General features: G+C 64.0%; 9 protein-coding genes. 7 read left to right on the forward strand and 2 right to left on the reverse strand.

Annotation, left to right across the window (positions count from 1 at the left end; all coding sequences use genetic code 11):
- Nucleotides 1–81: 81 nt before the first annotated feature.
- Nucleotides 82–4089 (reverse strand): peptidoglycan-binding protein, encoded by a 4008-nt coding sequence (locus FJ938_RS04315; RefSeq protein ID WP_140691418.1) that lies wholly within the window; start codon nucleotides 4087–4089, stop codon nucleotides 82–84.
- Between the two features lie 458 nt (nucleotides 4090–4547).
- Here FJ938_RS04315 and FJ938_RS04320 point away from each other — a divergent pair, with 458 nt between their 5' ends.
- From FJ938_RS04320 to FJ938_RS04350, 7 genes are all read left to right on the forward strand, one after another.
- The gene (locus tag FJ938_RS04320) at nucleotides 4548–5009 is read left to right on the forward strand and encodes a MerR family DNA-binding transcriptional regulator (RefSeq protein WP_140607842.1); all 462 of its coding nucleotides are present in this window, start codon (nucleotides 4548–4550) and stop codon (nucleotides 5007–5009) included.
- Between the two features lie 325 nt (nucleotides 5010–5334).
- Nucleotides 5335–7131, forward strand: coding sequence for an acyl-CoA dehydrogenase (locus FJ938_RS04325; RefSeq protein ID WP_140691421.1), 1797 nt, complete (start codon nucleotides 5335–5337; stop codon nucleotides 7129–7131).
- 118 nt (nucleotides 7132–7249) lie between these two features.
- Nucleotides 7250–8419, forward strand: coding sequence for an acyl-CoA dehydrogenase family protein (locus FJ938_RS04330; protein ID WP_140691583.1), 1170 nt, complete (start codon nucleotides 7250–7252; stop codon nucleotides 8417–8419).
- Nucleotides 8420–8548: 129 nt separating this feature from the next.
- Nucleotides 8549–9757, forward strand: a complete 1209-nt coding sequence (locus tag FJ938_RS04335) for an acetyl-CoA C-acetyltransferase (RefSeq protein WP_140691424.1) — start codon at nucleotides 8549–8551, stop codon at nucleotides 9755–9757.
- 13 nt (nucleotides 9758–9770) lie between these two features.
- The gene (locus FJ938_RS04340) at nucleotides 9771–11993 is read left to right on the forward strand and encodes a 3-hydroxyacyl-CoA dehydrogenase NAD-binding domain-containing protein (protein ID WP_140691427.1); all 2223 of its coding nucleotides are present in this window, start codon (nucleotides 9771–9773) and stop codon (nucleotides 11991–11993) included.
- A 344-nt stretch (nucleotides 11994–12337) separates the two neighbouring features.
- Entirely contained in the window at nucleotides 12338–12976 is a 639-nt protein-coding gene (locus FJ938_RS04345) for a helix-turn-helix transcriptional regulator (protein WP_140607838.1), read from the forward strand.
- 9 nt (nucleotides 12977–12985) lie between these two features.
- On the forward strand, nucleotides 12986–13837 hold the full coding sequence (locus tag FJ938_RS04350; RefSeq protein WP_348642269.1) for a thermonuclease family protein: 852 nt from the start codon (nucleotides 12986–12988) through the stop codon (nucleotides 13835–13837).
- On the opposite strand, the gene FJ938_RS04355 is transcribed toward FJ938_RS04350, so the two are convergent.
- Nucleotides 13803–15449, reverse strand: a complete 1647-nt coding sequence (locus tag FJ938_RS04355; protein WP_140691429.1) for a lysine--tRNA ligase — start codon at nucleotides 15447–15449, stop codon at nucleotides 13803–13805. The two genes, FJ938_RS04350 and FJ938_RS04355, sit on opposite strands and share 35 nt — an antisense overlap.
- Between the last annotated feature and the right edge of the window lie 11 nt (nucleotides 15450–15460).

A 15460-nucleotide genomic window follows, 5' to 3' on the forward strand; every position in this document is an offset into this window, starting at 1 on the left:
ACCGCGCCGAAACAAAAAATATCTCAATCAGTTAACAGGCAAATGTGTGGCAAGAGCATCGCGGAAACGACGCTTCTTCCGTTATTTGCGCGCCAGCAGCGCCCTGACCAGTTTTTCATCGACGGCGCCGGTCGCCGGCAACTTGTTATCGGTCTGGAAAGCGATGATAGCGGTCTTGGTCTTGTCGCCCATGACGCCATCGGCGCCGCCGGCATCGTAGCCGTTCTTGTTGAGGATCAGCTGGATGTTCTTGACCGCCTTCTTCATGTCGATGCCGGCGGTCGTCTGCGGCGTGCCCTCCTGCCAGGATTCGGGAATGTCGGCCGAATTGGCCGCCGCGTTGAGTGGCTTGGCCTTCCACAATTCGGTCGCGGCACGGGCGCGCTCCAGCTGCTCGGGCCGCAGCGCATTGGCTATCTCGTCGCGCTTGGTGGCAGCATCCTTGTCGCCGGTCTTGGCGACCAGCGCGAACCATTTGTAGGATTCCTCGAGGTTCTGCTTCATGCCGACGCCCTTGGCGGCGAGGATGCCGAGATTGAACTGGCTGTCCTTGACACCGAGGTCGGCCGCCTCCTGGAACCAGTGCGCGGCCGATTCATTGTCGGTCACGCCATCCGCCGCCATGGCGAACAGCACGGCCAGATTGTGCATGGCGCTGGCGTTGCCCTGCTCGGCGGCGAGCTGATACCAGGTCTTCGACTTCTTGATGTCGCGCGTGACGCCTATGCCCTTCTCGTAGAAATTGCCGATGCGGTATTCGGCCGGCGCGAAGCCCAGTTCAGCCGACTTCTCATACCATTTGGCGGCCGCCGCCATGTCTTCCTTGACGCCGCGCGACTCCGCGTAGCGCGAGCCGATCTCGAACAGCGCCTTGGCGTCGCCGCCAGAGGCGGCATCGCGCAGCGCGGCCGGGCCGGCATCGGCCGGAATGTCGAACCTAGCCATGGCCGCCGCCGGCGCAACGCCTCCGGTGCCGTCCTTGACGGTACTGTCGGTGGTCGCCATTGGCATGGCGGGCGCGGTTGGCGCCGGAGCGGCCGAAGCCATCGCCTCGGAGACGGTGGCGCTCGGGCCGGAAGACGTGGTCGAGGCCGCGGATGCCGCAGTCGGTTCCGCCGCCGGCGCCGTATTCGCCATCGCGTCCGTGTCCGACGGCATGGCGAGCGCGGTCTGCGCGATCATGTCATCCTTGCTTGCCGGAACGGAGGGTTCGGCCTGCCTGATGGGGCGGGCAGGCGCGCTGTCCGTTGCCGCCGGCTGAGTCTTCGGCTGGCTCGCCGTGGCGACGGATGCCGTCTGCACCGGTTGCGCGGTGATGATCGGGGTCGCGTCGTTGCTTGCCACCTGGGCGGGATCCGAGAGAAACGCCTTACCGAGCTGCAGGCCGGCAAGCGCCAGCATGATTGCTGCCGCAGCCATCAGGATCGGCTTGCGCCGCGCCTTGAGCAGGTCGCCGATTCTCAGTGCCTTCACCGGCCCTTTCATGGTCGACTGGCGCTTCAAGGCGTCCGCCTCGGCTGCGGCGGCCTGGGCGGCGCGCCGGGCGGCCGCGATGAAATCCGATTTCGCGGCATCGCTTTCACTGGGCTTTGCCGGTTGCGCCCGCTCGTCGCGCACACGCTTCATGATGGCATTGAGGTCGGGTGCGCCGGAGCCCGGTTCCAGCGGGCGGTTGGCCATTTTCGGGTCGAGCGGTTCGTCGAGATCGACACTCGGGATTTCGGCGCTCGGCGCCGAGCCGGCCAGCGGCGGAACATCCGCCGTCTTCTTGCTCTTGAAGGCGCGTGCAAGCCCGCCGAACAACGATTTGCGGCCAGCCGGCTGATCCTTCTCGGCGATGGTGTCGGAACCGAGTGCGGCCATGGCGGCCGCGGCGGCGGCCTCCGCCGGCGTGCGGGCGCCCGGTCCGCGTGGCAGGCGCGTGTCTGCATGCACCACCGGCTCGCCGGGCAAAGCAGGTTCACCGCGCGATATGGCCGCGCCACGCGCGTCGAGATCGGCCAAGTCACCGCTCAGCGGCAGCGGTTCGTCAATGTTCATCGACGGCGCGTTCACGGCCATCTTGGGCCGCCGTGTGCCTCGCCAGCCACTCGTATCCACCGGCGCGGCATCCAGGAGCTCGCTTACCGCTTCGGACGGTTCGCTGGTTTCCAGCGAACCCAGCCTGTCGACGATCTTCAGCAGCGTATCGTGGATGGCCTCAAATGTCCGCGAATTGCGCTCGTCGGAACGCCGCGTCAGCGTTTCCAGCGTCTTCAGGTCCTGGGCGAGGCCTGAAACGGCCGTCGTGTTGGCGTTCGAACCGGCCAGCGACCGCACCGCATTCTCGGCTGCTTCGCGTGCCGCGCCGAGAATGGAATCGCGGGTTCCCGCCAGCGCCTTCTCGATTTCGTCGAGGCGCGGGCTGATGTCTTCGAATTCTGGCAGAGGCGTGCTGGGCTTGGACAGGTGAGCCGACAGGCCGGCAACCTGCGCCTCCAGACTGCGGATCAGCGCCGGATCGATGCCGGCCACTTGGGCCGCGGATGCGTCCAGCCGGCTTGAAATGTCCTCGAGCCGGCTTTCCAGTCCACGAATCGCCGCTTCGCCGGCAGGATCGGGAACGCGCGTTTCCATGCGCTGGGCGAGCGCGGTGAAGCGGGCGTCGATGGCTTCCATGATGCCGGCGCTGTCGACCTGCGGCATCATGCGCTGGTCGAGCCGATCGGCAACTTCGTCCAGCCGGCGCTCGAGATCGCGAAACAGCATGTTGCCCTGCTCGATGGCGTCACCCTGGCGGCGTTCCATCATGCCGGACAGCACGTCGAAGCGTTGCTCCAGCCCATGGAAGATATAGTCGGCGTCGGGCATGGCCGGCGCCTGGTCGATCTTGTCGGCGATGAGCGTGATCTGTTTGGCCAGCCGTTCCATCGCCTGTTCGGGCAGGTTGGCACGACCGGCCAGTTCGTCGACCCGGTTGGACAGCGTGCTCAGGCGATCCATGACTGCGTTGCCGGGGCGGTCCTGCGCCACTTCCTCGATCTGCCGGGCGAGCGAGTCGATCCGCTTCTCGATGCGCTCGAAAGCTTCATGGTCGACCGAATTGGCCTGTGCCGCGACGGTCGAAGCGACGATGGCACGGGAAATCTCGTCCAGCCGCTCATCGATCATGGCAAGCGTGTCGCCGCTGCGATTGTCCTGCTGGCTGGCGAAGTGATCGACGGCGCCGGCAAGTGTGCGGACCTTTTCCTCCAGCGAGCGTAGCGACAGCGATTCCGGCAAATTGTTGACGGCATCACTGATCTGCTCCAGCCGGTCGGTCAGGCCCGCAAGGGCGGGATCGTCGGAGCGTTTGCGCTGGTCGGCATCGACCCGGTCTTCGAAAGCCGTCCAGCGGCGGTCGAAATCGTCCCAGCGGCGGTCGACCTTCTGCACGCTCTCCTCGCGCGCCAGTGTGTCGAGCGCGGTCTTGACCTGCTCGAGCTCCAGCCGCAGCAGGTTGACGCTTCTGTCGTCGCTCTTTTCCGACAGCGACTTGATGGCACCGGAAAGCCGTTCGAATTCGATGCCGAGTTCGGCGCTGCCCTTGCCCGATGCGCCGGGCCTGGCGTTCGACTGGAAGGCACGGTCGATATCCTTGCGCAGCGCATCGAATTCGCGCTGCAGCCCTGCCGTCATCTGGTGGCGCAGCTCCTCGCGCATGCCGCGCAGTTCGCCGGCGATCTTGCCGACCATCGCGACGCTGTCTTCCTGCCCGCGCACGCGGTCGATGTCGCGCGCGATGGCCTGGTAATTCTGGTCTGGGGCAGGGGCGGGCGCCGGATTCTGCGGGCGCGGTGCCGGCTGCGGATCCTCATACCAACGCTGCTGGCCGGTTGGCTGGGCGGCTGGATAATGGGGGTCGGCGGCGGGATAGCGTGGCTCGGTCGCGGGATAGCGCGGGTCGGCGCCGTGTTGGCGGGAAGCGGGACGCGCCATCACCTCCTCGCGCGTCTGCCCTAGTCGCTGTTCCAGCGTCTCCAGCGAGCGGTTCAGTTGCTCGAGCGTGGTCTGTGGCCTGCGCTGTCTGCCGGCGTTGAGTGTATCGAGGTAGGACCGCTTGCTGTTCATCGGTGCGTCCGTCTTTCAGATTGGCCGGCTTGCGACCAGCTCTCCAAGTCCCTGCCGGAACGAAGGCGACCGCGCTTCCATGCCACGGCGGAAGACTAGCTTCCCGGGGTTTCACCCGCGCTCCGAAAAACCGTGAGAAATTCGATACAGGATAAACACGGGTAGCCGACACGCGCACATTTCGCCCAACGTGGTAAACAACGCGTTAACCAAGCTTAAGAAGTTGGAAGGAAATTGGCTGTCGCTGCCCGCAGTGCGGCATAAAGCACCGATCACAGAACGCCCTTGCGTCATCAGGCGGCTATCGGTATAGAATTGACGTAAACGTAAAGGGCGCCTTGAAGCGTGCTGTTTGCGATTTTGTTTGTCGAAACCACGGCTGGAAGCACGCCCCCGCTTCCAGTCAGGCGACGCATGGTCCGGGACCGCGACGCCAGCAACGGGGAAAGCCAGTGACCATGAAGCTTATCTCGGCCGGCGAGACCGCGGCCAATACCAACAATATACCTGTCGAAGCCGGCGAGGACCTTGCCCGCATCGGTGAGATGGCCAAGAAATACGGCGTGACGCTGCGCACGCTGCGCTTCTACGAAGACAAAGGCCTGCTCAACCCGCAGCGTGACGGTTCGACCCGCCTCTACACGCGCCGCGACAAGGCCCGGCTGAAGCTGATCCTGCTCGGCCGCAAGGTCGGGTTCTCGCTGCGCGACGTCAAGCAGATGATGGACCTCTACGATCCGACCGGTTCCAACACCAAGCAGTTGCGTCTGGCGCTGGACAAGTCGGAGAAGCAACTTGCCCGCCTGCAGAAGCAGCGGGCGCTGATTGACGACGCCATCAACGAACTGAGCGGCTCGATGACGGCGGTGCGCCAGATGCTGGCCGAACGGGCCACGCCGCAGGCGAGCGTCGCCGGCTAAGGCAATTCCAGACACGGTGTGAAGCGGCTTTCCATCCGCTTCCGATTAGTTGATCCTGACGATCAAAGCCGCGTGGCCGTGCCGCGCGGCTTTTTTGTTTTTCTTAGACCGCGCCCTGACCTCCCGAGATGTTGGCCGCTGGCCGGCATCATACCCGTCCCGCCAGGCTCATTGCTTCGCAGAGTGCGGAAATCTTGTCGCAGCGAAAGAATTGACGTTTACGCAAACGTCAATTTTTGCTATCCCCGGCTCCAACACGGGTCCGTATGCTGCCCTGACATGACTTCGGGGCTTCCGGACCAGGTCCGCAGGGTGGAGAAAAAGCATGCCGACATACAGGGCTCCGGTCCAGGATACGCTGTTCGTACTCAACGAAGTGCTGGGCTATCGGCGTTATTCGAACCTTCCCGGATTTTCCGATGCCACGCCCGATGTGCTGGAGGCGATCCTCGCCGAGGGGGCCAAGCTCGCCGAGAACGTCATGCACCCGCTCAACCGTATCGGCGACATGGAAGGCTGCGTTCGTCACGACGACGGCTCGGTGACGACGCCCAAGGGCTTCAAGGAAGCGTTCGACCAGTATCGCGAAGGCGGCTGGATGGGGCTCGCGGCACCGGCCGAGTTTGGCGGCCAGGGGCTCCCCTACGTGGTGCACCAGGCGGTCTCCGAATACATGGTGTCGGCCAACATGGCGCTGATGATGTATCCGGGACTGACGCAGGGCGCGATCGCCGCCATCATCACCCATGGCACTGACGAGCAGAAGGCCAAGTGGTTGCCGAAGCTGGTCGAGGGCGCGTGGACCGGAACCATGAACCTGACCGAGCCGCATTGCGGCACCGATCTTGGTTTGCTGCGCACCAGGGCCGCGCCGAACGGCGACGGCACCTACAAGATCTCTGGTCAGAAGATCTTCATCTCGGCCGGCGAGCACGACATGTCGGACAACATCGTCCATCTGGTGCTGGCCCGCATCGAGGGCGCGCCGGAAGGCGTCAAGGGCATTTCGCTGTTCATCGTGCCGAAGCTCAAGCTCGACGCATCGGGCAATCCGGGCGAACGGAACACGCTCTCCTGCGGCTCGATCGAGAAGAAGATGGGCATCCACGGCAATTCGACCTGCGTCATGAATTATGACGAGGCTGAGGGCACACTGCTCGGCGAGGTGAATGGCGGCCTGAAGGCCATGTTCACCATGATGAACGAGGCACGGCTCGGTGTCGCCCTGCAGGGGCTGTCGATCTCCGAGGTTGCCTACCAGAATGCCGTTTCCTATGCCAAGGACCGATTGCAGGGCCGTTCGCTGTCGGGGCCGAAGGCTCCGGACAAGAAGGCTGACCCGATCATCGTTCACCCCGATATCCGCCGCAGCCTGATGACTATGAAGGCGTTCAACGAGGCCGGCCGCGCGCTGGCGCTGTGGACGGCGATCAAGTCCGACATCGCGCATCGCTCCGCCGACGACAAGGACCGTCAGGCGGCTGACGACTACACCGGCCTGCTGACTCCGGTGGTCAAGGGCGTGCTCACCGACAAGGGCTTCGACCATGCTGTCATGGCGCAGCAGGTGTTCGGCGGCCATGGCTATATCGAAGAGCACGGCATGAGCCAGTTCGTGCGCGATGCCCGTATCGCCATGATCTACGAAGGCGCCAACGGCATCCAGGCGCTTGACCTCGTCGGCCGCAAGCTCGGCCTGAATGGCGGCCGCGCGGTGCAGGCTTTCTTCAAGGAGGTCGGCGAGTTCTGCGAGGAAAACCGTTCCGACGAAAAGATGGCGCCTTTCACCAAGGCGTTGAAGAAGGGCCTCAACGATCTGCAGGCGGCGACCATGTGGCTGCTGCAGAATGGTATGGCCAAGCCCGACAACGCCGGCGCCGCCTCGACCGACTACATGCATCTTTTCGGCCTTGTGGCGCTGGGCTACATGTGGGCGCAGATGGCCAAGGCAGCGCAGGGCAAGCTCGCGCAAGGCGCCAATGGCGCCGGTGCGTTCTACGACACGAAGCTGGTGACCGCGCGTTTCTTCATGGAACGCGTCATGCCGGAAACGGCGATGCGGCTTGCCCGCATTTCGAGTGGCGCCGATACGCTGATGGCGCTGCCGGCGGAAGCGTTCTAGAAATGCTCGGCGTCCCCCTCCTCCTTGAGGGGAGGGTGGCCCGAAGGGCCGGGAGGGGTCGCCCATGCCGCGCGCCGACCTCAATTCCGCTGATGTACCTTGGGAGGACTATCATCGTATGCCTAACCCTGCGGAAATCCTGAACCTCCCCAAACCCGCCTGGGCGGCGGACGAGGTTGGCATGCTCTACGACATGGCCTCCCGCTTCATGGCGGAGGAGATCGCGCCGCGTTACGACGAGTTCGAGAAGAACGAAATGGTCGACCGCGAAAGCTGGCTGAAGGCCGGTGCGGCCGGCCTGCTCTGCGCCTCGATGCCGGAGGAATATGGCGGCTCGGGCGGCACCTTCGCGCATGAGAGCGCCATCATCGAGGCGATCGGCCATGTCGGCGTCGACGGTTTCGGCATCGGCCTGCACAATTCGATCGTCGCCCCCTACATCCTCCACTACGGCTCGGAAGAGCAGAAAAAGAAATGGCTGCCGAAGCTGGCGACCGGCGAGTTGATCGGCGCCATCGCCATGACCGAGCCCGGCGCCGGCTCCGACCTTCAGGGCGTCAAGACGCGGGCCGAGAAGGACGGCAACCAGTACCGGATCAACGGCTCCAAGACCTTCATCACCAACGGGCAACTGGCCAATTTCATCATCGTCGTCACCAAGACCGATCCGGAAAAGGGCGCCAAGGGCACCTCGCTGATCGTCGTCGAGACCGACGAGGTCGAAGGCTTTCAGCGTGGCCGCAACCTCGACAAGATCGGGCTCAAGGCCAACGACACGTCGGAGCTGTTCTTCAACGACGTGCGCGTGCCGACCTCAAATCTGCTCGGCCATGAAGAAGGGCAGGGCTTCGTTCAGCTGATGCAGCAATTGCCGCAGGAGCGGTTGCAGATCGGCACCGGGGCGATTGCCATGATCGAGCGGGCGCTGGCGCTGACCATCGACTACGTCAAGGAGCGCAAGGCTTTCGGCAAGGCGATCATCGACTTCCAGAACACCCAGTTCAAGTTGGCCGAGCTGAAGACCGAGGCCACGATCGGCCGTATCTTCTACAATGATTGCGTCGCCCGCCACATCAATGGCGGGCTGGATCCGGTGACGGCCTCGATGGCCAAGTACTGGCTCAGCGACCTGCAGGGAAAAGTCGTCGACGAATGCCTTCAATTGCACGGTGGCTATGGCTACATGAATGAATACCCGATCGCCCGCATGTTCCGCGACGCTCGCGTCCAGCGCATCTACGGCGGCACCAACGAGATCATGAAATTGCTGATCGGACGCTCGCTCTAATGCATGTCGCCCAAAAGTGGTCCCGGTTTTGGGAGATCGACATGCATCAGTCCAAAAATGCATGTCGCCCAGAAGTAGATCGACATGCATCAGTCCAAAGCCGTTCGATAAACCCAAGGAGCAACAAAAATGAGTGACGCTTATGTCTATGACGCCGTGCGCACGCCGCGCGGCAAGGGCAAGAAGGACGGATCGCTGCATGAGGTGCCGGCGGTGCGGCTTGCCGCCAAGACGCTGGAAGCGCTGCGCGACCGCAATGGGCTGGACACCGGCACGGTCGACGACATCATCTTCGGCTGCGTCGATCCGGTCGGCGAAGCAGGGTCGGTCATTCCGCGCGCCGCCGCCTTCGAGGCCGGCTACGACACCAAGGCGCCCGGCATGCAGATCTCGCGCTTCTGTGCCTCGGGTCTCGATGCCATCAATTTCGGCGCCGCCAAGATCGCGCAAGGCGCTGACGAGATCGTCATTGCCGGCGGTGTCGAATCCATGTCGCGCGTCGGCATGGGCGCCTCCGGCGGCGCCTGGTTCATGGACCCTTCGGTCGGCCTGCCCGGCTGGTTCGTGCCGCAAGGCATTTCGGCCGACCTGATCGCCACCAAATACGGTTTCAGCAGGGACGACGTCGACGCCTATGCGGTCGAGAGCCAGAAGCGCGCCGCCAAATCCTGGACCGACGGCCGCTTCAAGAACTCGGTCATCCCGATCAAGGACCAAAACGGCCTGACCATTCTCGACCATGACGAACACATGCGGCCTTCGACCGACATGCAGTCGCTGGCCTCGCTCAACCCGTCCTTCGTCATGCCTGGCGAAATGGGCGGCTTCGATGCCGTCGCCGTGCAGAAGCACCCGGAAGTGGAAGAGGTCAATCACGTCCACCACGCCGGCAACTCGTCGGGCATCGTCGACGGCGCGGCGGCCGTGCTGCTCGGCTCCAAGAAGGCCGGCAAGGCGATGGGCCTCAAGCCGCGCGCGCGTATCCGCACCTTCGCCAATATCGGTTCCGAGCCGGTTCTGATGCTGACCGGCCCGGTCGACGTCACCGAGAAGCTGTTGAAGCGCGCCAAGATGAAGCTGTCGGACATCGACCTGTTCGAGCTCAACGAAGCCTTCGCCTCGGTGGTGCTGCGCTACATGCAGGCGTTCGACATCGATCACGACAAGATCAACGTCAATGGCGGCGCCATCGCCATGGGCCATCCGCTCGGCGCTACCGGCGCGATGATCTTCGGCACGGTGCTGGACGAACTCGAGCGCCGTGATCTCAACACCGCGCTGGTGACACTGTGCATCGGTGCCGGCATGGGCACCGCAACGATCATCGAACGCGTCTAACGGGGAGAGAACAATGAGCTACACCAATTTCACCCTCGACATCGACGCCGACGGCATTGCGCTGGTCACCTGGAACATGCCGGACCGTTCGATGAACGTCTTCACCGAAGAGGTCATGCGCGAGTTGAACGCCATCGTCGACAAGGTGGCGGGCGATGCCGCCATCAAGGGCGCGGTGATCACCTCCGGCAAGGATACCTTCTCCGGCGGCGCCGATATCACCATGCTGCAGAAGATGCTGACGACCTTCGCCGCCGAAAAAGGCAAGGATCTCGAAAAGGCCACCAAGGCGCTGTTCGAGAACGCAGGCTATATGACCGGCCTGTTCCGCAAGCTGGAGACCTCCGGCAAGCCCTGGGTTTCGGCAATCAACGGCACCTGCATGGGCGGCGCTTTCGAGCTTTCGCTCGCCTGCCATGGCCGCGTCGCCGCCGACTCCGACAAGGTGAGGATGGCGCTCCCCGAAGTGAAGATCGGCATCTTCCCCGGCGCCGGCGGCACCCAGCGCGTGCCGCGGCTGACCGATCAGCAGCAGGCATTGCAGATGCTGACCTCCGGCCAGAACCTGTCGCCGCAGAAGGCGAAGTCGATGGGCCTGATCCATGAGATCGCCGAACCGGCCAAGCTGGTCGAGACCGCCAAGGCGATGATCAGGAACGGCCTGAAGCCCGTCGCGCCGTGGGACGAGAAGGGCTTCAAGCTGCCCGGTGGCCAGATCTATTCGCCCGCCGGCTTCAATCTGTGGCCGCCGGCCATCGCCATCCTGCGCCGCGAGACCTATGGCAATTATCCGGCCGCCGCCGCGATCCTGAAATGCGTCTACGAAGGCTTGCTGGTGCCGTTCGACACGGCCTTGCGCATCGAGCAGCGCTATTTCACCGAAATCATGCAGACCAAGGAAGCGGCGGCGATGATCCGCTCGCTGTTTGTCTCTCTGCAGGAACTGAATAAGGGCGCGCGCCGCCCGGCCGGCGTGCCGGAAACCAAGTTCAAGAAGATCGGCATCCTCGGTGCCGGCTTCATGGGCGCCGGCATCGCCTATGTCACCGCCAGGGCCGGCATCCCTGTGGTGCTGCTCGACCGTGACATGGAGTCGGCTGAGAAGGGCAAGGCGCATTCCGACAGTCTGGTTTCGGATCAGGTGAAGAAGGGGCGCGCCAAGCCGGAAGAGAAGGACAAGCTTTTGTCGCTGATCACGCCGACCGCAGACTATGCCGACCTCGCCGGCTGCGACCTGGTTGTGGAAGCCGTGTTCGAGGATTCGGCCGTCAAGAAGAGCGCCACCGAACAGGCGGAAGCGGTGCTGAAATCGTCGGCGATCTTCGCCTCCAACACGTCCACCATCCCGATCACCGCACTGGCTAAGAATTCCGCACGGCCGAAGAATTTTGTCGGCATCCATTTCTTCTCGCCGGTCGACAAGATGATGCTGGTCGAGATCATCCTGGGCAAGAAGACCGGCGACAAGGCGCTGGCCACCGCGATCGATTTCGTCCGCGCCATCAAGAAGACGCCGATCGTTGTCAACGACACGCGCGGCTTCTACGTCAACCGCTGCGTGTTGCGCTACATGTCGGAAGCCTACAAGATGCTGATCGAAGGCGTGCCCGCGCCGATGATCGAGAATGCGGCGAAGGCCGCCGGCATGCCGGTGGGGCCGCTGGCGCTGACCGACGAGACGGCGATCGACCTTGCCCAGAAGATCATGAAGCAGACCATCAAGGACCTTGGCGACAAGGCTGCCGTCGACCCCAGGCAGATGGCGCTGATCAACATCATGGTCGACGACCACGGCCGCTTCGGCCGCAAGAACGGCAAGGGCTTTTACGATTATCCCGCCAAGCCCGCCAAGAAGAAGCTCTGGCCCGGCCTCAAGGACCTTTATCCGCAGCTTGCGCCCGGGAAGGTCGATTATGAGGAGTTGCAGCAGCGCCTGCTCGTCACCATTGCGCTGGAGGCGGCACGTGTGATGGAAGAGGGCATCGTCACCGATCCGCGCGAGGCCGATGTCGGGTCGATCCTGGCCTTCGGCTTCGCGCCCTACACCGGCGGCGCGCTGTCCTACATTGACGGCATCGGCGCCAAGCGTTTCGTCAAGATCGCCAAGGGTCTGCAGAAGAAGTATGGCGCCGAGTTCAAGGCGCCCAAGCTGCTCATCGACCTGGCCGAGAAGGGCGAGACCTTCTACGAACGCTTCAATCCCTACGCCAAGGGCGACGTCAAGCAAGCCGCCTGACGCGGGAGATGTATGTCTGGGCGCGTATGGCGCGCATGCTGGCCATGGCACGCAGCCGTGGTCCCTATGTGGTAGGCGGTGAAAGCCGGCTGGCCTTTCGCTGCCTGTCGACCGACATCGCGGCGCTCGGTCGCGCCGCGGACCCGCGACCGCCGACGCAGGCGGAACGGATTTTCATGATATCGCATCTCTGCGCGGCCTCGCCACGGCGGCCAATTGATCGCCGCAAGCCAATTTCCACGGCCGGCGGCAAGGTGCGGCGCGCCTGCGCCATCGGTGGACAAACCGGTGTTCGCGGACTAGAAGGAAAAGGCATTTTTTCCTGTCTCGAAGGAGAGCACGACATGCTCTCGCACGACCGCGTCTGGGCCGCCATCGATGCTCTTGCCGAGCGCTATTCGCTTTCGGCCTCGGGCCTGGCAAGGCGCGCCGGGCTCGATTCGACCGCCTTCAACAAATCGAAACGTCTGTCCTCCGACGGCCGGCCGCGTTGGCCTTCGACCGAGTCGCTCGCCAAGATCATCGAGGCGACGGGTGCTTCGCTCGACGAATTCACCGGGCTGATCGAAGGCCGCATCGGTGCCGCGCCCACGCGCAGGCGCTCCGTGCCGTTGCTTGGTTTCGCCCAGGCCGGCGCCGGCGGCTTCTTCGACGATGCCGGCTTTCCAGCGGGGCAGGGCTGGGATCTGGTCGAAGTGCCGGCGCAATCGACCGAAAGCTCCTATGCGCTTCAGGTGCAGGGCGATTCCATGCTGCCGCTCTACCGCAATGGCGACGTCCTCATCGTCGAGCCAGGCGCGGCCACCCGCAAGGGCGATCGCGTCGTCGTCAAGACAACGGCCGGGGAGGTGATGGCCAAGGTGCTCGAACGCCAGACCGTCAAGTCGATTTCATTGGTCTCCCTCAATCCCGATCACCCGGACCGCGACATTCCGATGCGCGATGTCGAATGGGTGGCGCGGATTGTCTGGGCAAGTCAGTAGGCCGGACTGGTGCGGCTCCCCCATCTTGTCCTGGCGGTCCTGATGGTCCCGGTGATGGCGGCGTTGGTCGTTGCCGGCGGCCATAAGCTGAAAGGCGGCGAAAGCGCGGTCACAGTGGATCAGATCGATCCTGATACCGATACGGTCGCACAAGATGACGCTGGGACAGTTCCTGAAGAACCGGCCACCTCCGCCATACCTGCCGCCCAGCCGCCAAAGCCGGCGGTGCATTCGCGGGCGATCGACCCGGAAATTGTCGCGCCGCCGGAACTGCCGACCGGAGAGCTTGAGCGGGTCGAGCCGCGCCAGCCCTTGAGCAAGCTGGCGCTCGCCATGCCGCCCAAGCCGAAGATGCCTGACGACTGGAACGGCACGAAGCTGTTCCAGCCGGTGGCGCCGGCTGCCGGGCTGATCGAGGCGAAAGGCTATTCTGTCGCGGTTTCCGGTATCGATGTGGTCCGGCAGGACGAGACCTGCACCAGCGACGGCAAATCCTGGCCGTGCGGCATCCGTGCCCGCACGGCGTTCCGCGCCTTCCTGCGCGGCCGCGCTGTGGTTTGCATGGTGCCGCCTGAAGGCGGACGCGACCGGGTCGCGGCGGAATGCCGGATCGGCAAGCAGGATGTCGGTCAATGGCTGGTCGAAAACGGCTGGGCGCGCGCCACAAAAGGCGGGCCCTATGTCGATGCCGGCGAAAAGGCGCGCAGCAGGAAGAAGGGTATCTTCGGATCGGCGCCGAACCTTGCCGGCATGCCGGCGGAGCCCGCCGCGTCGGCCCCGGCGCCTCAGGCGCCGGGCTCGATCCTCGAAGAGGACGGTGGCGCCCTCAAACCAGCTGGCCAGCCAACGCCTTCTGAATGAGCGCGCGGGTTTCGGCGACGCCGTAGAGCGCGGCGAACGACCCGAAGCGCGGACCGCGTTCCTGGCCGATGAGTATCTGGTAGATCATCTGGAAGAAGGCACCCGAAACGCCGGGGCCGCCTTCCGGGCTCTGCTTGGAGTGATCCTGATAGCGTTCGATCTTGCGCGCCACGTTGAGCGAGGCGTTCTGGATCGCTTCGCCGCTGGCGTCCGCCGGCAGCGCGCCAAGTGCCGCTTCCAGGGCCTCCAGCGCCTCGCGCTCGACATCGTCGGCGGCGCGAAAAGTCTTCGTCGGCTTCACGAAATCGTCGAAGTAGCGGATCGCATAACCCGTCAGCCTGTCGAGTTCGGGGTGGGTCGCCGGCGTCACGCCCGGCACGTGGCGCGAGATGAAACCCCACAGCACGCTCTTGTTCTGGGCGTTGGAGGCGCTGACCAGGTTGAGCAGCAGCGAGAACGGCACCGGCATGTCGATGGCAGGCGGGTTGCCGTCATGCATGTGCCAGACCGGATTGCCCAGCCGCTCCTTCCAGTCCTGCCGCCGATAGGCGGCTAGGAAGGTGTAATATTCGTCCACCGCTCTCGGAATGACGTCGAAATAGAGCTTCTTCGCCTGCCGCGGCCGCTGGTACATGTAGAGCCCAAGGCTCTCGGTCGGCGCATAGGTCAGCCATTCGTCGATGGTCAGGCCGTTGCCCTTCGACTTCGATATCTTCTGGCCGTTCTCGTCCAGGAACAGTTCATAGACGAAATGCTCCGGCGCCCGTCCGCCCAGTATGTTGCAGATGCGGTCATAGACCACCGCATTGGTCTGGTGGTCCTTGCCGAACATCTCGAAATCGACGCCGAGCGATGCCCAGCGCATGCCGAAATCCGGCTTCCACTGCAGCTTCACCCTGCCGCCGGTGACCGGCAGCGTGGTTTCGGTGCCTTCATCGTCGAAGGTGATGGTGCCGGCCTTGGCGTCGACGTGCTTCATGGGCACGTACAACACGCGGCCGCTCTTCGGTGAAATCGGCAGGAACGGGCTATAGGTCGCCTGCCGCTCCGGCCCGAGCGTCGGCAGCATCACCGCCATGATCTGGTCATAGCGTTCGGCGGCGCGCAGCAGCATCGCGTCGAAGCGGCCGGCCTTGTAGTATTGGGTCGCGCTGGCGAATTCATAGTCGAAGCCGAACGTGTCCAGGAAGCGGCACAGCATCACGTTGTTGTGGTCGGCGAAGCTCGCATAATCGCCGCCGAACGGATTGGGCACCGAAGACAGCGGCTTGTGCAGGTACGGCTCCAGCGCTGCGCGATCCGGCACGTTGTCGGGTATCTTGCGCATGCCATCCATGTCGTCGGAAAAGCAGAGCAGCTTGGTGGCGACCTTGTCCTGCGTCAGCACGCGGAAGGCGTGGCGCACCATCGAAGTGCGCGCCACTTCGCCGAACGTGCCGATATGCGGCAGGCCGGACGGGCCATAGCCGGTCTCGAACAGGATCGTTTCGGGAAAGTCGGCGCCTTTATAGCGTTCGATGATCTTTTTGGCTTCCTCGAACGGCCACGCCTTGCTCTCGGCCGCCGCCGTCAGCAGTTCGGGATTGAGATCGATGATGTTTGATCCCGCCATGGTCCTGTTTT

It is taken from the genome of Mesorhizobium sp. B2-4-14, assembly GCF_006442155.1.
Lineage (GTDB): Bacteria > Pseudomonadota > Alphaproteobacteria > Rhizobiales > Rhizobiaceae > Mesorhizobium.